This is a genomic window from Roseateles sp. GW821-FHT09G03 (assembly GCF_059416045.1).
The window spans coordinates 185548-205663 of sequence record NZ_JBWKOK010000003.1 but is presented as its reverse complement, the minus strand read 5'-3'; the positions used below and the strand labels follow the sequence as shown (position 1 = coordinate 205663).

22 protein-coding genes are annotated in these 20116 nt (G+C 68.6%); 12 read left to right on the top strand and 10 right to left on the bottom strand.

Annotated elements, in window-relative coordinates:
• Window positions 1–27: 27 nt before the first annotated feature.
• Entirely contained in the window at window positions 28–1056 is a 1029-nt protein-coding gene (locus tag AC07OZ_RS13175; protein ID WP_495467557.1) for a SphA family protein, read from the bottom strand.
• 297 nt (window positions 1057–1353) lie between these two features.
• On the opposite strand from AC07OZ_RS13175, the gene AC07OZ_RS13170 reads away from it, so the two are divergent.
• Window positions 1354–1974 (top strand): chalcone isomerase family protein, encoded by a 621-nt coding sequence (locus tag AC07OZ_RS13170; RefSeq protein ID WP_495467556.1) that lies wholly within the window; start codon window positions 1354–1356, stop codon window positions 1972–1974.
• Window positions 1975–2040: 66 nt separating this feature from the next.
• On the opposite strand, the gene AC07OZ_RS13165 is transcribed toward AC07OZ_RS13170, so the two are convergent.
• Together AC07OZ_RS13165 and AC07OZ_RS13160 are read right to left on the bottom strand one after the other, a co-directional pair.
• Complete coding sequence (locus AC07OZ_RS13165) at window positions 2041–2667, bottom strand: class I SAM-dependent methyltransferase (RefSeq protein WP_495467555.1); 627 nt, start codon at window positions 2665–2667, stop codon at window positions 2041–2043.
• Entirely contained in the window at window positions 2667–2909 is a 243-nt protein-coding gene (locus AC07OZ_RS13160; protein WP_495467554.1) for a glutaredoxin family protein, read from the bottom strand. Before AC07OZ_RS13160 ends, AC07OZ_RS13165 begins: the two co-directional genes overlap by 1 nt.
• A 111-nt stretch (window positions 2910–3020) precedes the next feature.
• Here AC07OZ_RS13160 and AC07OZ_RS13155 point away from each other — a divergent pair, with 111 nt between their 5' ends.
• Window positions 3021–4241 (top strand): helix-turn-helix domain-containing protein, encoded by a 1221-nt coding sequence (locus AC07OZ_RS13155; protein ID WP_495467553.1) that lies wholly within the window; start codon window positions 3021–3023, stop codon window positions 4239–4241.
• 92 nt (window positions 4242–4333) lie between these two features.
• Window positions 4334–4996 (top strand): Vgb family protein, encoded by a 663-nt coding sequence (locus AC07OZ_RS13150; RefSeq protein WP_495467977.1) that lies wholly within the window; start codon window positions 4334–4336, stop codon window positions 4994–4996.
• 81 nt (window positions 4997–5077) lie between these two features.
• On the opposite strand, the gene AC07OZ_RS13145 is transcribed toward AC07OZ_RS13150, so the two are convergent.
• A complete protein-coding gene (locus tag AC07OZ_RS13145; protein ID WP_495467552.1) occupies window positions 5078–6025 on the bottom strand; it encodes a GlxA family transcriptional regulator in 948 nt (315 codons plus the stop codon).
• Window positions 6026–6125: 100 nt separating this feature from the next.
• Between AC07OZ_RS13145 and AC07OZ_RS13140 the strand changes: the two genes are divergently transcribed.
• Window positions 6126–6953: an SDR family NAD(P)-dependent oxidoreductase gene (locus AC07OZ_RS13140; RefSeq protein WP_495467551.1), complete on the top strand. Its 828-nt coding sequence runs from the start codon at window positions 6126–6128 to the stop codon at window positions 6951–6953.
• 132 nt (window positions 6954–7085) lie between these two features.
• Here AC07OZ_RS13140 and AC07OZ_RS13135 read toward each other — a convergent pair whose 3' ends face one another.
• Both AC07OZ_RS13135 and katG read right to left on the bottom strand, forming a co-directional pair.
• Complete coding sequence (locus AC07OZ_RS13135) at window positions 7086–7721, bottom strand: CAP domain-containing protein (RefSeq protein WP_495467550.1); 636 nt, start codon at window positions 7719–7721, stop codon at window positions 7086–7088.
• A gap of 180 nt (window positions 7722–7901) precedes the next feature.
• Entirely contained in the window at window positions 7902–10097 is a 2196-nt protein-coding gene (gene katG, locus AC07OZ_RS13130; protein ID WP_495467549.1) for a catalase/peroxidase HPI, read from the bottom strand.
• 448 nt (window positions 10098–10545) lie between these two features.
• Here katG and AC07OZ_RS13125 point away from each other — a divergent pair, with 448 nt between their 5' ends.
• The 5 genes from AC07OZ_RS13125 (at window position 10546) to AC07OZ_RS13105 (ending at window position 14613) form a co-directional block, all read left to right on the top strand.
• Window positions 10546–11217, top strand: a complete 672-nt coding sequence (locus AC07OZ_RS13125) for a PA4824 family protein (protein WP_495467548.1) — start codon at window positions 10546–10548, stop codon at window positions 11215–11217.
• Between the two features lie 213 nt (window positions 11218–11430).
• On the top strand, window positions 11431–12090 hold the full coding sequence (locus AC07OZ_RS13120) for a peroxiredoxin (RefSeq protein ID WP_495048936.1): 660 nt from the start codon (window positions 11431–11433) through the stop codon (window positions 12088–12090).
• A gap of 184 nt (window positions 12091–12274) precedes the next feature.
• A complete protein-coding gene (locus tag AC07OZ_RS13115; RefSeq protein ID WP_495467547.1) occupies window positions 12275–13141 on the top strand; it encodes a hypothetical protein in 867 nt (288 codons plus the stop codon).
• On the top strand, window positions 13138–14049 hold the full coding sequence (locus AC07OZ_RS13110; protein ID WP_495467546.1) for a hypothetical protein: 912 nt from the start codon (window positions 13138–13140) through the stop codon (window positions 14047–14049). The genes AC07OZ_RS13115 and AC07OZ_RS13110 overlap by 4 nt, the downstream gene beginning before the upstream one ends.
• 45 nt (window positions 14050–14094) lie before the next feature.
• Window positions 14095–14613, top strand: a complete 519-nt coding sequence (locus AC07OZ_RS13105) for a hypothetical protein (RefSeq protein ID WP_495467545.1) — start codon at window positions 14095–14097, stop codon at window positions 14611–14613.
• 25 nt (window positions 14614–14638) lie between these two features.
• On the opposite strand, the gene AC07OZ_RS13100 is transcribed toward AC07OZ_RS13105, so the two are convergent.
• Window positions 14639–15538: an SDR family oxidoreductase gene (locus tag AC07OZ_RS13100; RefSeq protein ID WP_495467544.1), complete on the bottom strand. Its 900-nt coding sequence runs from the start codon at window positions 15536–15538 to the stop codon at window positions 14639–14641.
• A gap of 93 nt (window positions 15539–15631) precedes the next feature.
• Here AC07OZ_RS13100 and AC07OZ_RS13095 point away from each other — a divergent pair, with 93 nt between their 5' ends.
• Complete coding sequence (locus AC07OZ_RS13095) at window positions 15632–16546, top strand: helix-turn-helix transcriptional regulator (RefSeq protein ID WP_495467543.1); 915 nt, start codon at window positions 15632–15634, stop codon at window positions 16544–16546.
• Window positions 16547–16615: 69 nt separating this feature from the next.
• Here the strand turns inward: AC07OZ_RS13095 and AC07OZ_RS13090 are convergent, their stop codons facing one another.
• Window positions 16616–17518, bottom strand: a complete 903-nt coding sequence (locus AC07OZ_RS13090; protein ID WP_495467542.1) for a LysR family transcriptional regulator — start codon at window positions 17516–17518, stop codon at window positions 16616–16618.
• Window positions 17519–17650: 132 nt separating this feature from the next.
• Here AC07OZ_RS13090 and AC07OZ_RS13085 point away from each other — a divergent pair, with 132 nt between their 5' ends.
• Window positions 17651–18376 (top strand): SDR family NAD(P)-dependent oxidoreductase, encoded by a 726-nt coding sequence (locus AC07OZ_RS13085; protein ID WP_495467541.1) that lies wholly within the window; start codon window positions 17651–17653, stop codon window positions 18374–18376.
• Between the two features lie 10 nt (window positions 18377–18386).
• Window positions 18387–18623 (top strand): tautomerase family protein, encoded by a 237-nt coding sequence (locus AC07OZ_RS13080; protein ID WP_495467540.1) that lies wholly within the window; start codon window positions 18387–18389, stop codon window positions 18621–18623.
• Between the two features lie 46 nt (window positions 18624–18669).
• On the opposite strand, the gene AC07OZ_RS13075 is transcribed toward AC07OZ_RS13080, so the two are convergent.
• Both AC07OZ_RS13075 and AC07OZ_RS13070 read right to left on the bottom strand, forming a co-directional pair.
• Entirely contained in the window at window positions 18670–19212 is a 543-nt protein-coding gene (locus AC07OZ_RS13075) for a hypothetical protein (RefSeq protein ID WP_495467539.1), read from the bottom strand.
• Between the two features lie 201 nt (window positions 19213–19413).
• Entirely contained in the window at window positions 19414–20079 is a 666-nt protein-coding gene (locus AC07OZ_RS13070; protein WP_495467538.1) for a YitT family protein, read from the bottom strand.
• Between the last annotated feature and the right edge of the window lie 37 nt (window positions 20080–20116).

Sequence of the window (20116 nt, the reverse complement as noted above, 5' to 3'; positions counted from 1 at the left end):
ATCGGGGCGTCCTCCGTCTTCCGACGATCAGTTCAGACGGTAGTTCAGGCGCAGCCAGGTGATGGTGCCTTCGGGACGGTTGCGCACCGAGAACTCCTTCATCACCTTGAAGTCGACGCCCCACTCGCCGCTCTCCGCCAGGTAGGCGATCAGCGGGCCGGCCGACAGCGCCTGCACCTTGTTGGCGCCGGCATCGCCGCCGCGATCGGCGGTGAACTGCTTGAGCACGTAGCCCTGGACGCCCACCTTCCACTGGTCGTTGACGTTGTAGGTGCCGGACCAGTCCGCATGCAGGTACTGGCCGGAACGCACGCCGGTGTCGTCGTTGCGCGTGTTGATCGAATACGTGGCGCGCAGGCCGACGGCCAGGCCGTTCTCCCACACGCGCGAGGCCACCAGCAGCGGCTTGAAGGTCCAGTACTTGCCCGCGCCCGGATTGACCGCACGCTCCGCGTCGTACGAGCCCATCGGCGGGTTGAACGCGACGCCGAGCGCGACTCGCGATTCATCCTGCTGCCAGTCGATGTAGGCGGCGAGCTCCGGATCGGCCAGGCCGCTGCGCGTGCCCGACAGCGCGCCGCCGGCGGCGGACAGCTGCTGGTTGATCTGTGCCACGGCGGTCGGCGGCAGGCCGGCCGGCAGCACCGTGCTCAGCGTGAAGTCGTTGGTCTGCTTGACCAGCGGGAACGCGGCGGAGAAGCCCAGGCGGCCGTCCATCACGATCTTCTCGGTGACCCAGGTCAGGCGCGGCACGAAGACGTCGGCCTTGATCGAGCCGTGCACCGTCAGCGGCAGCGTGCCGACGCCGGGGATGGTCAACGAGCGCGTCGGCGTGTTGCCGTCGGCGTCGCGCAGCTTGTCGGCTTCGTAGTGCTGGTACCAGGTCTGAAGGTAGACGCCGGGGAACTGCGGCGTCGAGATCTCATAGGACGGCGCGCCGAGCAGCGCGCGCACCTGGCTGTTCTCGGTGGCGTGCGCGGCGCCGGTGACGGCGGCCAGCGAGATGAAAGCGGCGGCGAGCGCGCACGGGCGCACGCGGAGAAGGTCGATGGACACGGGGATCCCTCCGGGGAGTTCTGGATTTTCGAATCGGGGCGCATCGTGCCAGCGGAACAGGCGAGGGCTTGTGCCATTCGTCACATCGGGCCTCGGATTAGAGGCACGGCCCCAGTTTCCGGGGCTGACGCGCCACACCCCGCCGCGCTTTAATCCGGTCCGCAACGCGCCCGCGATCGCCGTCACCATCGGCCTGAACTCGCGACGCCCCGAGCCACGACCTCACTTGCCACCGCATCCGGCCGGCTCGCGGTTCCCTCTCACAACATGACGCGTCACGCCTCGAGGAGACATCCCATGCACCGTTCCGCCCCTGCCCGCTCCACCCTGGTCCGTACCTTCCGGAACGCCCTGTTCATCGGCCTCGCCGCGATGTCCTCGTTCGCCTTCGCGGCGGAGGTGGAGGTCGAGGGCTTCAAGTTCCAGGACACCGCGCTGCTGCACAACCAGACGTTGCAACTGAACGGCGCGGCGACGTCGAGCATCCTGTCGACGCGTTCGACGGCGGTGGCCTTCTACCTGCCGAAGAAGCAGACCACGATGGAGGCCGCGGTCGCCGAGAAGGGCGCGAAGCGCATCACCTTCTACATGATGCGCGACGTGTCCTCGCGCGACCTGGCCAACGCGATGCTGGACCGCATCCGCCAGAACGCGGCGGAGGAGTTCTCGAAGAACATCATCCAGACCGCGCAGTTGGGCGTCGTCTTCGGCAACCGCGCCAAGCTGCTGAAGGGCGACCTGGTCGTCATCGACTACGACCCGGCGAAGCAGACGACGGAGTTCAGCGTCAACGGCCAGAAGGTCGGCGACACCATCCAGGGCGAGAGCTTCTTCCCGATGATGATGAAGGTCTGGATCGGCCCGAAGGTCCGCGGCAGCACGCGCGACGGCCTGCTGGGGATCGCGCCGGCGAAGTGATCGCCGCCCGTTGGACCGCGCCGCGCGCCGGGAAGGCGCGCGTGCACGTCCGGCCGATGTGGCCGCTCAGCGTTCGACCGACGCGGCGTACAGCATCAGGCCGCGCTTGAGCAGCAGCGGCTCGACGCGCGCGAAGCCGGCTTCGGCCAGCGTGACGCGCTGCTCCTCGATGCTCATGTAGAGCTGGTCGTTCTTCATGCCGCCGTCGCCCGCGAAATGGTCGCAGACCAGGTAGCGGCCGCCCGGCGCGAGCAGCCCTCGCACCTGCTCATGCAGCGCGCGCGTATGCCGCTTGTGGCGCAGCTCGTGCACGGCCTGGTTCGTGACGACGTGATCGAACGGGCCGAGGCCCTCCGCCCAGTCCGGCTCGCGGAAGCTGCGCTCGACGAAACGCACACGATGCGCGTCGTCGCCGATGCGCTCGGCGGCGAGCTGATGCATCGCGGGCGAGAAGTCGAGCGCCACGTAGTCGACGGCGGGCAAGGCCTGGAGCAGGTACTGCGCCAGGAACCCCGGACCGGAGCCCAACTCGAGCACGCGACGGGCGTTGGCGGCGTCCAGTGCCTCGGCGAAGGTCGCGAAGAACTCGGTCCGCCACGGCCGTTTGACCATCGCCTCGTCGGCCCATTGGCGGGCGTCGGACATCTCGCGAAGGTCGATCGGGCTCGGGACGTCGAGCTGGGACAGGGACATCAGCGGCCCAGCTGCTTCAGCGCGGCCTGCAGGCCGGTGACACCGCCGACGCGCTGGTCGTTGATGAAGACCTGCGGCATCTGGCGCACGGACGGGCCACACTTCTCGTAGAAGGCCAGGCGCTCGGCCTCGTCGTCGATCAGGATTTCCTGATATTCCATCCCGCGGGACTTGAGCAGACTCTTCGCCGTGTCGCATTGCGGGCAGGCGGACTTCGAATAGACGACGATCTTCAGTTCCATGGGGCACGAGTGTATTCGTGGCCCCCGGCACCTGCCGACCAGGGGTCTCCCTGACCCCGGGGGATTGGAGGATCCCGGAGCCGCCGTCGCTGGCGCTTAAGCTCCGCCCCCATGGACGCCCTGATCACCGCCGCCGCCCGCTTCCTCGCCGCCGGCGACGCGTTGAGCGCGCTGCAGCGGGTGGCCCTGCGCGACGACGCGCCGGCGCTCGCGCTGCGCGGCATCGCGATGGCGCAGCTCGGCGAACACCCCCGCGCCCGCGAGCTCCTGCGGCAGGCCGCCAAGGCCTTCGGACCGAAGGAGGCCGTCGCCCGCGCACGCTGCGTCGTGGCCGAGGCGGAAGTCGCGCTGGCGATGCGCGATCTCGGCGATCCGACGCGTCCGCTGCTGCAGGCGGCCGCGACACTGGACGCCCATGAGGACCGCGCGAATGCCCTGCAGGCACGGCTCATCGCCGCGCGTCGCCTGATCCTGCTCGGTCGTCTCGACGAGGCCGCCGAGGCTCTCGCCGCGGCGGACGTCGACGGCGCGCCGCCCCTGCTCGGCGCGATGGCGGGCCTGGCCGCTGCGGAACTCGCGATGCGTGCGTTGCGAAGCAGCGACGCCAAGGTCGCCATCGAACGCGCACTCATCGCCGCGCAACGTTCCGGCGTGACGGCCCTGATGGCGGAAGCAACCGATCTACGCGCTTCGCTCGATCACCCGGCGGCTCGTCGCATCGACGGCGGCCAGATGAGGACCTTGCGGCTCCAGGAGGTCGAGTCCTTGCTGGCCTCGCCGATGCTGATCGTGGATGCCTGTCGCCGCGCGATCCGCGGCGCGGGGCTGGCCATCGACCTCGCGCGCCGGCCCGTGCTGTTCGCGCTCGCCCGCGTGCTGGCCGAGTCCTGGCCCGGCGACGCGGATCGGGCGACGCTCATCCTCCGCGCCTTCCGGACCCGGCATCCCGACGAGACCCACCGCGCGCGATTGCGCGTCGAGTTGGGCCGCCTGCGCGCCTTGATCGATCCCGTCGCCCGCATCGAAGCCACGCAGGAGGGCTTCGCCTTGCGAGTCGCGGACGAACACGCGGTCTGCCTGCTCGTGCCACCGATGGAAGGCGAAACCGCCTCGCTGCTGGCCCTGCTGGCCGACGGTGCGGCCTGGTCGACCTCCGCGCTGGCGATGGCGCTCGGCGCGAGCCAGCGGACGGTCCAGCGCGAGCTCGCGGAACTCGAGGCCGCGGGCCGGGTGCGCGCGCTCGGCCAGTCGCGCGCGAAGCGCTGGCTGGCGCCGCCGATGACGGGAATCGCGACGATCTTGTTACTCCCCGCGCAGCCGCCCGGTGGATAGATTGAGGTCCATGCGGCGACGGTTTCGCCGTACAGGAGATGACGATGACTGCTTCCACCCACAACCCCTGCGATCCCCACACCGAGGCTCGCATGGCCTCCAACGCGCACCTGCCCGCGGCCCGTGCCGCCGAGGTCGTCCGTGAGTACGGCCCCTACCCCGGCGCGCCCGCCGTTCACGGCGTGAGCCACGACGGCGACCGGGTCTGGGCCGCCACGGCGCTGGGGCTGCTGGCGATCGATCCGGCCAGCGGCGAGGTCCAGCGCACCCTGCCCTGCGCGGCGGACGCCGGCACCGCTTTCGACGGCCGCCACCTCTACCAGATCGCCGATTCACAGATCCAGAAGATCGACCCGCAGAGCGGGCGCGTCGTCGGGACCATCCCCGCGCCGTCGGGTCAAGGCAGCGATTCGGGACTCACGTGGGCCGAGGGCAGCCTGTGGGTCGGCCAGTACCGCGACCGCAAGATCGTGCAGATCGATCCGGAGACCGGTGCCGTGCGCCGGACCATCGAATCCAACCGCTTCGTCACCGGCGTCACGTGGGTGGACGGGGAGCTCTGGCACGGCACCTGGGAAGGGGACGAAAGCGAGTTGCGCCGCGTGGACCCGGCGGACGGCACCGTGATCGAGCGCTTGGCGATGCCGGCCAACGTCGGCGTCAGCGGGCTGGAGTCGGACGGCGCCGGGCTGTTCTATTGCGGCGGCGGCAACAGCGGCAAGCTGCGCGCCGTGCGGCGACCGGCGCGCGCCTGAGCGCATCCGCGATTCGGCGCAACGCGACCCGGCGAGGCGAGGCGGAACGCAAGACGCGAGGCGCGGTTCGAGCGTCCCGCGTCAGTCGGCCGCTCGAGCGCTCCGTCGCACCGCCTGCGGCGGCACGCCGAAGTGCCGGACGTAGACCTCGCGTAGGTGGCGTCGATCGCGGAAGCCGGCCTCGCGCGCGACCACGTCGAGCGAGTGCCGGCTCTGCTCGATCATCAGTCGGGCCGCTTCGAGCCGCAGTCCCTCGACGGCCTTGGCCGGCGGCATGCCGGTCTCCGCTGAAAACACGCGGCTGAACTGGCGCGGGCTGAGCGCGGCCACCTCGGCGAGTTCCTCGACCGACAGCGCCTTCGCGAGGTTGGCCCGCGCATAACTCAGCGCGTGCTGGATGCGATCCGACTTGGGCGCGAGGTCCAGCATCTCCGAGTGCTGGGATTGCCCGCCGCTGCGACGCTGCTGCATCACCAGCTTGTGCGCGACCGAGCGCGCGATCTCGTCGCCGAGGTCCTTCTCCACCATCGCCAGCGCCAGGTCCAGGCCCGCCGTCATGCCGGCGGAGGTCCATATCGGGCCGTCGACGATGAAGATGCGATCGCTGTCCATGTCGATGCCGGGGTGGCGTTCCTGCATCGCCTGCGCGAAGTACCAGTGCGTGGTGGCGCGCCGGCCATCGAGCAGACCGGCCTCCGCGAGCACGAAGGCGCCCGTGCAGATCGCGGCGATGCGACGCGCGTGCTGCTCCGCGCGCTGCAGGAAGCGCAGCACCTCCTCGGGCGGGCCGACCTCGACGGGGTCGGCCACGCCGGCCACGATCCAGGTGTCCGCGCGCGTCGCCCCGGTCAGCGGTCGCGCCGACACGGTGACGCCCATCGACGAGCGCACTTCGCCGCCGCCCGGCGAGTAGCAGGCCATCTCGTAGAACGGGCTGCCGGCGACCAGGTTGGCGTACTCGAACACGGCCTGCGTGCCCAGCGCCAGCAGCTGGAAGCCTTCGTTGAGGACATATCCGATGCGATGCATGGCCGGAATCATACCCTTCTACGTCATTTACGCCATATGACCGGATTCCTACCATGGACGTACTTCCAGCCAATCCCGGCATTCATCGAAGGAGTCCTCCATGACCACGTCCACTTCCGTCACGACCGCGTCCTCCGCCACTCGCCCCGGCACCGCGCTGATCACCGGCGCCTCGACCGGCATCGGCGCGATCTATGCCGACCGCCTCGCGCAACGCGGCTACGACCTGATCCTCGTCGCCCGTCAGCGTGACCGCCTGAACGCGCTCGCCGACACGCTGGCGACGAAGCATGGCCGCGCCGTCGAAGTGCTCGATGCCGATCTGGGAGATCCGGTGCAGCGCCGCCGCGTCGAGGACAAGCTGCGCGACGACGCGAGCATCACGCTGCTCGTCAACAACGCCGGGATCGGCACGCACACACCGCTGCTGGAGAGCGACGTCGAGCGCATGACGCAGATGGTGGAACTCAACGTCACGGCTCTGACGCGGCTCACCTACGCGGCGGTGCCCGGATTCGTGGCGCGAGGCCGCGGCGCGGTGATCAACATCGCCAGCATCGTGGCGATCGCGCCGGAGATCCTGAATGGCGTCTACGGCGGCAGCAAGGCCTTCGTCGTGGCATTCAGCCAGTCGCTGCAGCACGAGCTGGGCGGCAAGGGCCTGCGGGTGCAGGCGGTGCTCCCGGGCGCGACGGCGACGGACTTCTGGGCCATCGGCGGCCGGCCGGTCGAGCATCTGCCGCAGGAGATCGTCATGAGCGCCGAGGACATGGTTGATGCGTCACTCGTCGGCTTCGATCGCGGCGAGCTGATCACGATCCCGGCCTTGCACGACGAGTCGCAATGGCAGGCCTACGAGGGCGCGCGCCAGGCGATGTTCGGCGGCCTGTCGACCAGCGTACCGGCTCCGCGCTACGCGAAGGTCTGAACGTTCTTGCTCCCTCTCCCGCTTGCGGGAGAGGGTGGGGGTGAGGGCCAGCGGCGGTTGCAGTCCTGAAGCCCTTCTGCGCCGCCCCCCGCTTGCGGGAGGCGCGGGGAGGAGGGTCTTGCGACGCCTCGCTCAACGAGCCTTGCCGAGGTCCATGACCCAGTACTTGCTGTACGTGTTGGACGACGAAGCCGCCGGCCGGCAGGCGACGCCGACGTCGACGAAGTTCGCAGACATCAGGTTGGCGCAATGGCCGGCGCTGTTGCGCCAGGAGTTCATGACCGACTCGACGGTCTGCTGCCCTGCGGCGATGTTCTCGCCGACGGCGGCCCAGGTGTAGCCCGCATTGGTGATGCGGGTGGAGAAGCTGCGCCCGTCCTGGCTGTCGTGGCTGAAGTAGTTCTTCGTCGCCATGTCCAGCGCATGGGCGTCGGAGGCCGCGGTCAGCTTGTCGTTCCAGACCACCGGCGCCACGGCGGGGAAGTTCCCCGAGGTCCCGCAACTCGCGCCCGCCGCGCGCATCGCATTGATGCGGGTGAGCAGGTCCTGCTTGAAGTTGGGCAGGTCGCAGGTCCCGGCGACAAGGGGAGGATCCGTCGGCCCGGGGCCGGTCGGGTTGGTGGGATTGGTGGGCGTCGTGACGGGGTCCGGGGTCGGCGCATCGCTGCCCCCACCGCCGCACGCACCCAGACCCAGCACCAGGAGGGCAGCGATGATCATCGAAGTGGGGAACTGCCGGTGGGCCGGCATGTTGGAAGGGACGTCCATGCCCTTATCTTAGGAAACGTTTGGAAGGAATTCTGGAACCAAACGTTGCAAAGGTCAGCGGGCAAGGCCACCAGCCCTGGGGTGTAGCCAACTTGCCCACACCGTAGCCAAATTGCCTACAGCGCCTCTCCAGAGGAACGAGGGCCGCCAACCCTCCCGGGTCGACGGCCCCGTGACCACTCAGATCAAGTCGTAACGGTCCAGGTTCATCACCCGGGTCCAGGCCTTGACGAAGTCATTGACCAGCACCTTCTCGCCGTCCTTGGACGCGTAGACCTCGGCCAGCGCCCGCAGCTGCGAGTTCGATCCGAAGACCAGGTCCGCCGTCGTGGCGGTCCACTTCGCGGCGCCCGACGTGCGGTCGCGGCCTTCGAGCACGCCGTCGTCGCTCGCCGACTTCTGCCACTTCGTCCGCATGTCCAGCAGGTTGACGAAGAAATCGTTGCTCAGCGTCCCGGGCCGCGTCGTGAGCACGCCGTGCTTCGTGTGACCCGTATTGGTGTCGAGCACCCGCATGCCGCCGACCAGCGCCGTCAGTTCCGGCGCGCTCAGCGACAGCAGCTGGGCCTTGTCGATCAGCAGCTCGGCCGTGTGCTTGACCAGGTCCTTGCGCACGTAGTTCCGGAAGCCGTCGGCCGCGGGCTCCAGGTAGCCCATGGCGTCGACGTCGGTCTGGTCCTGCGACGCGTCGGTGCGCCCCGCCGTGAACGGCACGACGACGTCATGGCCGCCCTGCTTGGCCGCCGCTTCGATGCCCGCGGAGCCGCCCAGCACGATCAGGTCGGCCAGCGAGATCTTCTTGCCGCCAGCCGCCGCGCCGTTGAATTCCTTGCGCACCGTTTCCAGCTTGCTCAGCACCTTCTCGAGCTCGCTGGGCTGGTTGACCGGCCATTCCTTCTGCGGCGCGAGGCGGATCCGCGCGCCGTTGGCGCCGCCCCGCTTGTCGCCGCTGCGGAAGGTCGAGGCCGAGGCCCACGCCGTCGACACCAGCTGCTGCACGGTCAGGCCGCTGGCCAGCAGCTTGGCCTTCAGGGCGGTGACGTCCTGGTCGTCGACCAGCGGATGGTCGACCTTCGGTACCGGGTCTTGCCAGATCAGCTCTTCCTTCGGCACCAGCTTGCCGAGGTAGCGCGACTGCGGTCCCATGTCGCGGTGCGTCAGCTTGTACCAGGCACGTGCGAACGCGTCGGCCAGTTCGGCCGGGTTGTCCTTGTAGCGGCGCGAGATCTTCTCGTAGGCCGGGTCCACGCGCAGCGCGAGGTCGGCCGTCGTCATCATCGGCGCGTGCTTGCGCGACTTGTCGTGCGCGTCGGGCACCGTGCCCGCGCCCGCGCCGCCCTTGGGCGTCCACTGGTGCGCGCCGGCGGGGCTCTTGGTCAGCTCCCATTCGAAGCCGAACAGCGTCTCGAAGAAGCTGTTGTCCCACTTCGTCGGCGTCGGCGTCCAGGCGCCCTCGATGCCGCTGGTGATCGTGTAGACGCCCATGCCCTCGCCGAGCGCGTTCTTCCAGCCGAGGCCCTGGTCCTCGATGTCGCCGCCCTCGGGCATCGCGCCGACGTGGTGGGCCTCGCCCGCGCCGTGCGCCTTGCCGAAGGTGTGGCCGCCGGCGACCAGCGCGACGGTCTCTTCGTCGTTCATCGCCATGCGCTTGAAGGTCTCGCGGATGTCGCGCGCCGACGCGGCCGGATCGGGATTGCCGTTCGGGCCTTCCGGGTTCACGTAGATGAGGCCCATCTGCACGGCGGCCAGCGGATTCGCGAGGTCGCGATCGCCGGCATACCGCTCGTCGCCGAGCCAGGTGGTTTCCGGTCCCCAGAAGACGTCGGTCTCCGGTTCCCAGACGTCGGCGCGGCCGCCGGCGAAGCCGAAGGTCTTGAAGCCCATCGATTCCAGCGCGACGTTGCCGGCCAGGATCATCAGGTCGGCCCAGGACAGCTTGCGGCCGTACTTCTGCTTGATCGGCCAGAGCAGGCGGCGGGCCTTGTCGAGGTTGCCGTTGTCGGGCCAGCTGTTGAGCGGCGCGAAGCGCTGCGCGCCGGTGCCGGCGCCGCCGCGGCCATCCTGCACGCGGTAGGTGCCGGCCGAGTGCCAGGCCATGCGGATGAAGAACGGACCGTAGTGGCCGTAGTCGGCGGGCCACCAGTCCTGGGAGTCCGTCATCAGCGCGTTCAGGTCCTTGACGACGGCGTCGAGGTCGAGGGTCTGGAACTCATGCGCGTACTTGAAATCCTCGCTCATCGGATTCGTCCTGGACGAATGCAGCGAGAGGATGGAGAGGTTCAGCTGTTCGGGCCACCAGTCGCGGTTGCCCTTGGTGCCGGCCACCGCGTGGTGGTGGGTACCGCCCGTGAACGGGCACTTCGATTCGCCTGACATGTCTTCCTCCTGAGTTGAGCCTTGGGGAACAGTCCGCTGGTCCGCCTGCAGCGGGTGAGCGCGGACGAGTCTAGGACTGGCTGAGTGGCGACAGCAACAGTCGTGGTTTATCGGGGCGATAGTTTTCTCGACGCCCATGGTCCGGTCGAGGTTGCCGGGTTCGTCACCCCGGTGCCACAATCCGCGCCTTTCATCCCTTGGAGCCCTTCGTGGACAGTGCCCCCAGTCTTATCGCGACGCGAGCCGGAACGGCCGCCGCACGACTGACGCGCTGACCCGGCTCCGGTGGCGCGCAGCGCCGCGCAGCCCTTCTTCTCCTGTCGCATCGATCGCCTTTCCGAGGCAACCGTCGCCCAGACGCGACGACTCACCCGATCCGATCCATCGTGAACCGCGCCGTCATCACACCCCAACGGGTGTGCCGGACAGTGCGCGCAGGAGTTTTCCCATGCCCTTCTTCCTGCTGGTCCTGCTGACCGGCCTGCTGCTGCCCTTCCACGCCTTCGCCGCCGGCGGACATCACGCCGTCGATGACGCGGCGATCGCCGAACCGGGCCAATGCAACCTCGAACTCTGGGCCGAGCGCTCCAACCTCGACCGTCGCCAGCTTCAGCACGCCGGTCTCGGCTGCAATCTGTCCGGTGTCGAAGTGGGACTCAACGCCGATCGTGAAACCGCGCGCGGAGCTTCGTCGCTCCACGTCCACGGCGTGCAACTCAAATGGGCGACGGAGTTGCGCCCGCAACTGGCGATCGGACTGGTCGCCGCGCTGGGGTGGCAAGACCAGACCCCGCGGGCGCAACAGTCCTTGCTGGTGCCGCTGACGTGGACGCCGCGCGAGGACGTGGCGATCCATCTGAACCTGGGCCGCACCTTGCTCAGGGGCGCCGACGATCGCACCCAGCGCGGCATCGCCGCGGAGTGGCAGATGACGCCGGACTGGCAGGCGCTGACCGAGTATTTCCACGACGGCCGGCGGCCGCTGACGCGACTTGGCCTGCGCCGCACGCTGAGCGACCGGCTGACGCTCGATCTGAGCTTCGCGAAGACGACCGCCACCTCGCGCGCGCCGAAGGAAGGCTGGTGGACGATCGGCGCGAACTGGACCTTCGGCCAGTGAGCGCGCATGGGCCCGAGCGGCATGCATTCCCCGCATGAATAAACTCGCTGGTCGAGTAAGGCCATTGGGCAGACTCCGTTCGTCGTCAATCTGGAGGACAAGAATGACGCTCCCCCCTGCCGGGCGCCCCCGGCAGCAGGATTGACGACGAGAATCGCCCGGCTTGCCGGATCGCCCGCGTGGGCGACGGCACTTTCAACCTTGGAGCCCACCATGTCTCTGCGCATCAACGACATCGCCCCGAACTTCACCGCCAAGACCACGCAGGGGGAGATCGACTTCCACAGCTGGATCGGCGACAGCTGGGCGATCCTGTTCTCGCATCCGAAGGACTTCACGCCGGTGTGCACGACCGAACTCGGCTACATGGCCAAGATCGAGCCCGAGTTCACCAAGCGCAACGCCAAGCTGATCGGCCTGTCCATCGACCCGGTCGAGAACCACGCCAAGTGGGCCGCGGACATCGAGGAGACGCAGGGCGCGGCGGTGAACTACCCCATGATCGGCGACACGGATCTGGCCGTGGCCAAGCTCTACAACATGCTGCCGGCGGAAGAGCCGGGCACGTCGGACGGCCGCACGGCGGCGACCAACGCGACGGTGCGTTCGGTGTTCATCGTCGGTCCGGACAAGAAGATCAAGCTGACGCTGACCTACCCGATGACCACGGGTCGCAACTTCGACGAGATCCTGCGCGTGCTGGACTCCATCCAGCTGACCGCCAAGCACCGCGTCGCGACGCCGGTGAACTGGAAGCACGGCGACGACGTGATCATCGCCGGCTCGGTGTCCGACGACGAAGCCAAGACGATCTACCCGGAAGGCTGGAAGGCGCCGAAGCCCTACCTGCGCATCGTCAAGCAGCCGAAGTGATCGGATGCGGCTTGCGCGCGTCCCAGCGCGCATGACCCGCCCCCGATGCATCGCCAGGCCGGTGCCCCCTCCGATGGGGGGCATCGGCCTTTTTCGTTTTCTGCGTCGATAACATCCGCCGCGTCATTGCGGCGAACGACCGCATCGCAGGGAGTCGACGATGGATCATTCACGCCGCTGGATCGTGGCGGGCGGCCTGCTGCTGATCGGCGCAGCACTCGCCGTGCAGTTCTGGCCTGCTTCGCCGAAAGACGAGTACGTCGCGTCGGCGACCTCGCCCACCGCTGTGCAGTCGCCGTCCTCCGCATCGCAGCGCGCCTCCGAGCCTGCGTTCGCGAAACCCGAGAAACACGAGCAGGCCCGGCCGGCCGTCACGCCCGCTTCTGCGGCGGCGAGCGGCGCCACGGCCAAGGCCTCCCTGGAGTTCAAGCCACCGACGATGCAGGACTTCGGTCAGATCGCACTGATCGGCATGCATGGCGGAACACCGAAGCAGGCCGGTGAGGCGGCCTTCGTGCTGCAGACCTGTCTGGAGAACTCCCTGTACGACCGGTCTGGCGATGCCAGGCGATTGAGCCAGCAGGATCCGAAGCGCAACGGCAGGATCGCCGCCGCGGAGTGGCTCGAAAACCAATGCAAGTCGATCACGCCGGAGATGCAGGCCCAGCGCGGCGCCCTCGCGGGGCGAGCGGTGGAGGCGGGCCTGACCGGCGTGTCGTCGATCTACGGCCGCTCCGTCGGCTACCGTCCGCCCGAGGCGATGCGGGATCGGCTGCTGGACGCGATGAAGACCGAGTTCCGTGAGGGTGAGCTACGCATGGCCGAGGAGCTTGGTTTCAACGGCATGAAGTTGGGCATGTCCAAGACGGAGGCGCGTGCCTACCTCCTGGTGGCGTTCTCCGAAGCGCCGAAAGAGACCCGGGAGATGCAGGAGACGATCCTCCAGGGAAGCCCATTCCGCGACATGTCCGAGGAAGAGATCCGCGAGTCTGAAGCGATCGCCGAGCGCCTCAAGCAGGAACGGCAGCCGCCAAAGCGGCGGAACGGATGAGCGCCTTGAACGAACGCCCGAGGGCCAACGGACGCCGAACCATGTTTACCGGCGGGGCGCTGCTCCTGATCGGCATCGCGGCCGCGGCCACCTACTTCTTGGTCGTCCCTTCATCGGTTGAACAGACAGCATCGTTCGCGGCAGTTCCGGCGCCGATCGCATCCGCATCCGACAGCGAGGCCTCGCTCCCGGTGTCGATGGCGCGGCAAACCGCTCCGCCGAGCTCGGGCGCAGCCCGCGCCGACGAAGTGTCCCCTGTCGTTCCGACGCCAGGTGTCGGTGCCTCCGCTGCGATGCGGGACCATGGCCAGATCGTGATCACGGCCGTCAACGGCGGCACGCCGGCACAGCTCGGACGAGCGGTCATCATCATGTCGATGTGCCGCTTCGCCTCGGACATGTCGCGGACCGTGGAGCGGCTGAAGTCGGAAGGCCACCTGTCCGGCGAAGACGCCGTCGTCGCCACCGCGCACTTCAGCGAGCGTGAGCGTGAATGCCAATCCATCCCTCCCGATCTCATGCCTCGCCAGAAGGAGCTCGCGGAGCGGGCGCTGCTCGGCGGCGCGCGAGGGGTGGCCATCATCTACGCCGACCTGGTCGGTGTCGATCCCCCCGCATCGATGAGGCGGCCCTTGGGCGAAGCCCTGCGGGCCGATTTTCTCGACGGCGACTACCTCGCATCGCGAATGCTTGCGAAACATGCCGAACTGTTCGGACTTTCCCGCGTCGAGACACGCGCCTATGAAATCGCGTTCGAGACGGAGAAGAGTCGTCGCGGGAGAGCCTGGAACCTTGACGACTTCGTCAAGCCCACACCGGCGCTGAGCGAAGAGGAGCGGCGTCAGGCCCAGGAGCTGGCGCAGACGTGGCTCCGGAGCGTCAACAGGGCAGATCGACCGGGCGGCTGAGCCAGAATCCCGCCCTCAATCAAGACACCGATCCAGGGAGGATCCATGACCGACAAGAGAGCCATCCGGCGCCAGATGGACGCCATGCTCGCCGAGGGCGCAGGCAAGACCGAGGTCTTCCGGCAGCTGTCCGGACAAGGCGTCAAGGATCGCCAGCTCGCCATCTGGCTGGCGAGCAAGCCCGAACTCCAGGCCTTCGCCGAGATGAAACTGCACGTCAACATCCTCACGGCGTTCATGGTCCTGCAGGCGCTGATCATCCTCGCGATGACGGCCTCCACCTCCCTCTTTCTCGGGCTGGCGATGATGCTCATCCCGCTGCTCTTCGCCTGGGGCTTCCGACAGCCCCGGGCCGGCGCCTACACCGGCTACCTGTTCCTCTCGATCATCATGCTGGGCCGCAACGTCGCCGGCATGTTCCCGTTGACGGCCGGAAGCATCGTCGGCTTCTCGATCGCGATCGCGATGATCTGGTACGTCTTTTGGATCCAGCGTCGCATCTATCCCGACATGAGCTTCATCGGCCCCAATCGCAAGGGCCTCCAGTTCGTGTTCACGACATGAGACAGCGGCGCGCGCCGTATCGCCGTCAGGCCTTCACGTCGAAATAGCCCGCGTCATCGAGATCCTCCGCCAGCGTCGGATGCCTCGGCGCCCAGCCGAGCGCCTCACGCGTGACGGTGCTCGTCGCCGCGAAGCTCAAGCCGGCGAACTTCGTGAACCAGCCGAAGTGCGCCGGCGCCTCGTCCTGCGAGAGGCTCACCACCGGCACACCCAGCCGCTCGCCGATCGCCGTCGCGATGTCCTTGAACGGGATGCGCTCCTCCGCGATCGCGTGCCAGCGCGCGCCGGCCCGAGGCGATTCGATCGCCCGGCGGTACACCACCGCCGCATCGCGCCGATGCACCGCGCTCCACCCGATCTGCCCGTCGCCGATGTAGGCCGAGCGGCCCGTGCGCCGCGCGAGGTCGATGAGGATAGGCACGAAGCCGTGATCGCCCGCGCCGTGCACCGTCGGCGTGAGGCGCACGATCGCCGCATTGATGCCCCGCGCCGCGAGTGTCAATGCGGTCGGCTCGGACGCGCGGGGATAGCCCTCGGACACAGGCAGGCACGGATCGCCTTCGTGACCGAGGCGACCCAACACCTGCATCGCCAGCCCCGAGGTCACCAACAGCGGCCGCTGCGATCCCATCAGTGCCTCGCCCAGCGCCTCGATGGCGACGCTGTCGCGCCGGCAGCTCTCGGCGAAGCGGGAGAAATCGTGATCGAACGCCGTGTGGATGACCGCATCGGTCGCCGCCGCGCCCGAACGCAAGCTGTCGAGATCGTCGATCGTGCCGCGATGCACCTCGGCGCCGGTCCTCGCCAACGCCTCCGCGGAGGCGTCCGACCGCGCCAGCCCCAGCACCTGATGGCCAGCCTCGATCAATTCATCGACCACCGCCGACCCGACGAAGCCCGTGGCTCCAGTGACGAAAACGCGCATGAGAGAAACCCTCGAAAGTTGATGCCACGCATCGTCGACGCAGAATCCATCCCGGTGTAGTAGTGACCTTATCCAGGTATGGCGGCTAACAGGATGAACAACGTCTTTCCCCTTCCCTCCTTGCTTCCTGCCTCCGAGCCTCCTGCCTCCGCGCTGCCGACAGCGGCCACGCAGACGCCCAAGGACAACGTGCTCGGCGTCTACCTGCGCGATCGCCGCGAGCGGCTCGATCCCACCGCCCTCGGTCTGCCCATGACACGCCGGCGCACGCCCGGCCTGCGCCGCGAGGAAGTCGCGCAACGCGCCCATGTGAGCCCGACCTGGTACACGTGGCTGGAGCAGGGCCGCGGCGGCGCGCCGTCGGAGGTCGTGCTCGAACGCATCTCCGGCGCGCTGCTGCTGACGGAGGTCGAGCGCGAGCATCTGTTCCAGCTCGCCTTCGGACGCGCGCCCGAGCTCCGTGCGCCGGAAGCCGTCGGCATCACGCCGCGGCTGCAGCGCGTGCTGGACGCGCTGACGCTGAGCCCGGCGATCGTGAAGACGACACTGTGGGACGTCGTCGGATGGAATCGCGCGGCGGCGGCCGTGCTCACCGACTACGGCGCGCTGCCGCCTGAGCAGCGCAACATCGTGAAGCTGATCTTCTGCAACCCGCGCGTGCGCGCCGCGCAGGACGACTGGGAGAGCGTCGCGCGTTTTGTCGTGGCCGCGTTCCGCGCGGACTCGGCGCGCGTCACCGACACAGCCAAGGTCGAGGCGTTGGTGCGCGAGGTCAGCGTGCTGAGTCCCGAGTTCGAGAAGTTCTGGCGCGAGCACGACGTGCAAGCCTTCGGCGAAGGCGTGAAGCGGCTGCGGCACCCGGTCGCCGGACGGATCGCCTTCGAGTACTCGGCGTTCTCCGTCGATCAGCGATCGGACCTGGGGATGGTGGTCTATCAGCCGGCGACGCGCGACGACGAAGACAGCGTGCGCCGGCTGTTGAATCTCCAGGCGCTGGCCTCGACCTGAAGGCCCGCGCCTCGCGGACGCTCGCGGCGTCGGCGCACCGACGCATTGCGACATCAGTACATCAGCGACTCAGGGCAGGAACAGCGCCTTCTCTTCCTCGAACGCCTGCTGCAGGTGATCCGCCACCGTGCGGATCGCCCGGTCCTTCCGGTCCTGCCCGCGGATCAGCAGCCACATCTCGCGCGGATCGCGCACCGGCTCGAGCGCGCACACGCGCAGCCCCGGCACCTGCCGCCCGATGTAGTGCGGCAGCACCGCGAGCCCCGCGCCGGTCCTTGCCGCGATGGCCTGCGACATGTGGTTGTTGGCGCGGAAGGCCACCCGCGCGCGCGGGAAACGCTGCGCCAGCCACGCCGCGTCGGGCATGTCGGCGTTCTCCTCGTCGAAGCCGACGAACACCGGCTCCGCGCCGGCCTCCGCAGCCTCGCAGAGCGCCGGCGTGCCGTAGAAACCGAAGCCCATCGTGCCCAGCGGCTTCACGATGAAATCGCCGTCCTTCGGTCGCGTGAGACGCACCGCGATGTCCGCCTTGTGCCGGTCGAGGCTCACGGCCCGCAGGTCCGTCGCGAGGTCGAGATCCAGCCCCGGATGCAGGACCGAGAGCCGCGCCATCCGGTCGATCAGGAAACCCTGCGACAGCGCCGGCGGCGCATTCACCCGCACCAGCCCGCGCACCGCGCCTTCGCCGTCGCCCTCGCGCGCGAGTGACTGCGCCGCGGACTCCATGTCGCTCGCCGCCGAGAGCGCGCGCCGCCCCGCCGCCGTCAGCACGTAGCCATCGGGCCGGCGATCGACGAGCTTCTCGCCGAGGCTGTCCTCCAGCGCCTGGATGCGCCGCGAGATCGTCGCGTGATTGACCGTCAGCGCCCGCGCTGCCGCCGAGAGGCTGCCGTGCCGCCCCAGCGCGAGGAACACGCGCAGGTCCTCCCAGTCGACGCCCCCGCGGAACCCTGTGCGTTTTTGATCAGCCATTGAGACAGGATAGCGGCTACCGCCCGGGAGGGCCGGCTCCTAACCTTCTGTCCAACGCCGAACGAACTCCACTCGCCGCGGCGTCCCGACCCACCCGGATCCTCCGGATCCCGCATGAACAGGAGCCTTTCCATGTCCACGACTTCCCACACCACCGGCCAGAAGGTCGCCATCGTCACGGGTGCCTCGCAAGGCATCGGCGCCGCGCTCGTCGCCGCGTATCGCGCACAGGGCTACGCCGTCGTCGCCAACTCGCGCCACATCCAGCAGGGAGACGACGCCGGCGTCATCGCCGTGCCCGGCCACATCGGCGACCGCCTCGTCGCGCAGCGCGTCGTGCAGACGGCGCTCGACCGCTTCGGCCGCATCGACACGCTGATCAACAACGCCGGCATCTTCATCGCCAAGCCGTTCACCGAGTACACGCCGCAGGACTTCCAGGACGCGTTCGCGGTCAACGTCGCCGGCTTCTTCCACGTCACGCAGCTGGCGCTGCCGCAGATGCTGCAGCAGAAGAGCGGCCACGTCGTGACGATCACGACGACGCTGGTCGACCAGCCGATCGCCGCCGTACCGACCGGCCTGGCCGGCCTGACCAAGGGCGGCCTCGACGCGGTGACGCGCTCGCTGGCGATCGAATACGCGAAGACCGGTGTGCGCGTGAACGCGGTGCGTCCCGGCGTGATCAAGACGCCGATGCATGCGCCGGAAACGCACGACTTCCTCGCCGCGCTGCACCCGATGGGCCGCATGGGCGAGATCAGCGATATCGTCGACGCGGTGCTGTACCTGGAGCGCGCCGGCTTCGTGACCGGCGAACTGCTCAACGTCGACGGCGGCCAGCACGCCGGCCGCTGAGGAGCCCACCATGCCCTACGTCAATATCAAGGTAACCCGCGAAGGCACCTCCCCCGGCGCCAGCGCCACCACGCCCGAGCAGAAGGCCGCCCTGATCCAGGGCGTCAGCGATCTGCTGTTCGAGGTGATGGGCAAGCCGCACCACATGACCTTCGTCGTCATCGACGAGGTCGAGCTGGAGAACTGGGGCGTCGGCGGCCTGCCGACGGCGGAGTTCCGCCGCCGACAGGCCGGGACGCCGGGCTAGGGAGGCCCTGGAGACCGGTTCCCTCCACGGTGAGGATGACGCGGCGTCATCCGCCCTTGATCCTCACCGTGAACGTGAGTCGGTAGCTGCCGCCATCGCCGCTGTAGCTCAGCGGCGAGATGGCGGTCTCGGTCGTCACCGACGGCACGACGAAGCTGTGCCAGCCGAGATACTCGTCGTTGGACAGCGAGGCTTGCACGAAGGTCGAGAGCTTCGGTCCCACCACCGATCGGAGCTGCGCCGCGGTCAGGTTGGCCCAGCCGCTCTGTCCATACTGGTTCCAGACAGACTGCATCATCACCTGCAGGAAACCGCCGCTGCCCAGGTCCGGATCCCAGTCCTCCTCGAGCAGCCACGCGAAGACGAAGGCCCCGCCGGCCTCGGCCTCGTCGACGATCTGCCGGGTGTTGACGACCCGGCCCTTCAGGAAATGGTCGTCCCAGTCGGGATCGCGCACACGGATCAGCTTGCCGCCTGGCACGTTGCGATGCGCCATGAACACCAGCACGTAGGGCGAGTCGCCGCCGTCGCCTTCGCTCGTATCGTCCACGCACTTGATCTGCGTCACCATCAACTGACGTGTGGGCATGGGGCACCTCCTGCGAATCTCGCATCGCGGCCACCGCCCGAGATCGAGCCGTGAAGAAGCCGTGAGCCAGACTAGGCAGCGCCAAGGGAACGGCCCATCCCTAGGACCTTGTCGTCCCCCTAGCTTCGCCCCCCTAGGTTGGCAGCCCTCGTTGGAGGTTCCAGCGCATCGCGGGTGGGCATCGCCGTCACGGCGCGCCGGTCACAGCACCGCGTAGCGTCCCGGCTTGTGGTTCACCGCGATGAAGAGGTTCATCACCACCGCGGCCAGCACCGAGTACGCGACCCGCTCCACATCCACCACCGTGAGGGCGAGCAGCACGATCGCGCAGTCCATCGCCATCTGCACCTTGCCGGCGCGCCAGCCCTTGGCCTTCTGCAGGTAGAGCGAGACGATGGTCGCGCCGCCGAGGCTGGCGCGATGCCGTGCCAGGAACAGGCAGCCCGAGCCCAGTAGCGCGCCGCCGAGGATCGCGGCGTAGGCCGGATGGATGCGGTCGATGGCGAAGAGCTTGGGCGAGAACTCGGTCAACACCGACAGCAGCGCGATGGAGAGGAAGGTCTTGATCGTGAACTCGCGGCCCATGCGCGTCCAGGCGAACCAGTAGAACGGCAGGTTGATCAGGAAGAAGAGCTTGCCCAGGCTCACGCCGGTCGCGTAGTGCAGCACGAAGGCCGCGCCCGCCGTGCCACCGGTCAGCAAGCCGACCTGCGCGAACAGGATCAGCGCCAGCGAGACGAACAGCGTCCCGGTGAAGATCGCCTGCGCATCCTCGAAGGCCGTGTGGGAGCGGATCGCCAGATCGGCGAGCGGCTCCGCGACGTTCGGGGAAACCGGCGGTGGGGTGTCGTCAGGTGTGGCGCTCATCCTGGGCACGAAGCAGAAAGCGTGCCCAGGAGTGTCT

Excerpts from the sequence above, each read along its gene's own strand:
- AC07OZ_RS13170 (WP_495467556.1), top strand. The coding sequence starts at position 1,354 with ATGCACCGTTCCGCCCCTGCCCGCTCCACCCTGGTCCGTACCTTCCGG.
- AC07OZ_RS13165 (WP_495467555.1), bottom strand. The coding sequence starts at position 2,667 with ATGTCCCTGTCCCAGCTCGACGTCCCGAGCCCGATCGACCTTCGCGAG.
- AC07OZ_RS13160 (WP_495467554.1), bottom strand. The coding sequence starts at position 2,909 with ATGGAACTGAAGATCGTCGTCTATTCGAAGTCCGCCTGCCCGCAATGC.
- AC07OZ_RS13155 (WP_495467553.1), top strand. The coding sequence starts at position 3,021 with ATGGACGCCCTGATCACCGCCGCCGCCCGCTTCCTCGCCGCCGGCGAC.
- AC07OZ_RS13150 (WP_495467977.1), top strand. The coding sequence starts at position 4,334 with ATGGCCTCCAACGCGCACCTGCCCGCGGCCCGTGCCGCCGAGGTCGTC.
- AC07OZ_RS13145 (WP_495467552.1), bottom strand. The coding sequence starts at position 6,025 with ATGCATCGCATCGGATATGTCCTCAACGAAGGCTTCCAGCTGCTGGCG.
- AC07OZ_RS13140 (WP_495467551.1), top strand. The coding sequence starts at position 6,126 with ATGACCACGTCCACTTCCGTCACGACCGCGTCCTCCGCCACTCGCCCC.
- AC07OZ_RS13135 (WP_495467550.1), bottom strand. The coding sequence starts at position 7,721 with ATGGACGTCCCTTCCAACATGCCGGCCCACCGGCAGTTCCCCACTTCG.
- katG (WP_495467549.1), bottom strand. The coding sequence starts at position 10,097 with ATGTCAGGCGAATCGAAGTGCCCGTTCACGGGCGGTACCCACCACCAC.
- AC07OZ_RS13125 (WP_495467548.1), top strand. The coding sequence starts at position 10,546 with ATGCCCTTCTTCCTGCTGGTCCTGCTGACCGGCCTGCTGCTGCCCTTC.
- AC07OZ_RS13120 (WP_495048936.1), top strand. The coding sequence starts at position 11,431 with ATGTCTCTGCGCATCAACGACATCGCCCCGAACTTCACCGCCAAGACC.
- AC07OZ_RS13110 (WP_495467546.1), top strand. The coding sequence starts at position 13,138 with ATGAGCGCCTTGAACGAACGCCCGAGGGCCAACGGACGCCGAACCATG.
- AC07OZ_RS13105 (WP_495467545.1), top strand. The coding sequence starts at position 14,095 with ATGACCGACAAGAGAGCCATCCGGCGCCAGATGGACGCCATGCTCGCC.
- AC07OZ_RS13100 (WP_495467544.1), bottom strand. The coding sequence starts at position 15,538 with ATGCGCGTTTTCGTCACTGGAGCCACGGGCTTCGTCGGGTCGGCGGTG.
- AC07OZ_RS13095 (WP_495467543.1), top strand. The coding sequence starts at position 15,632 with ATGAACAACGTCTTTCCCCTTCCCTCCTTGCTTCCTGCCTCCGAGCCT.
- AC07OZ_RS13090 (WP_495467542.1), bottom strand. The coding sequence starts at position 17,518 with ATGGCTGATCAAAAACGCACAGGGTTCCGCGGGGGCGTCGACTGGGAG.
- AC07OZ_RS13085 (WP_495467541.1), top strand. The coding sequence starts at position 17,651 with ATGTCCACGACTTCCCACACCACCGGCCAGAAGGTCGCCATCGTCACG.
- AC07OZ_RS13080 (WP_495467540.1), top strand. The coding sequence starts at position 18,387 with ATGCCCTACGTCAATATCAAGGTAACCCGCGAAGGCACCTCCCCCGGC.
- AC07OZ_RS13075 (WP_495467539.1), bottom strand. The coding sequence starts at position 19,212 with ATGCCCACACGTCAGTTGATGGTGACGCAGATCAAGTGCGTGGACGAT.
- AC07OZ_RS13070 (WP_495467538.1), bottom strand. The coding sequence starts at position 20,079 with ATGAGCGCCACACCTGACGACACCCCACCGCCGGTTTCCCCGAACGTC.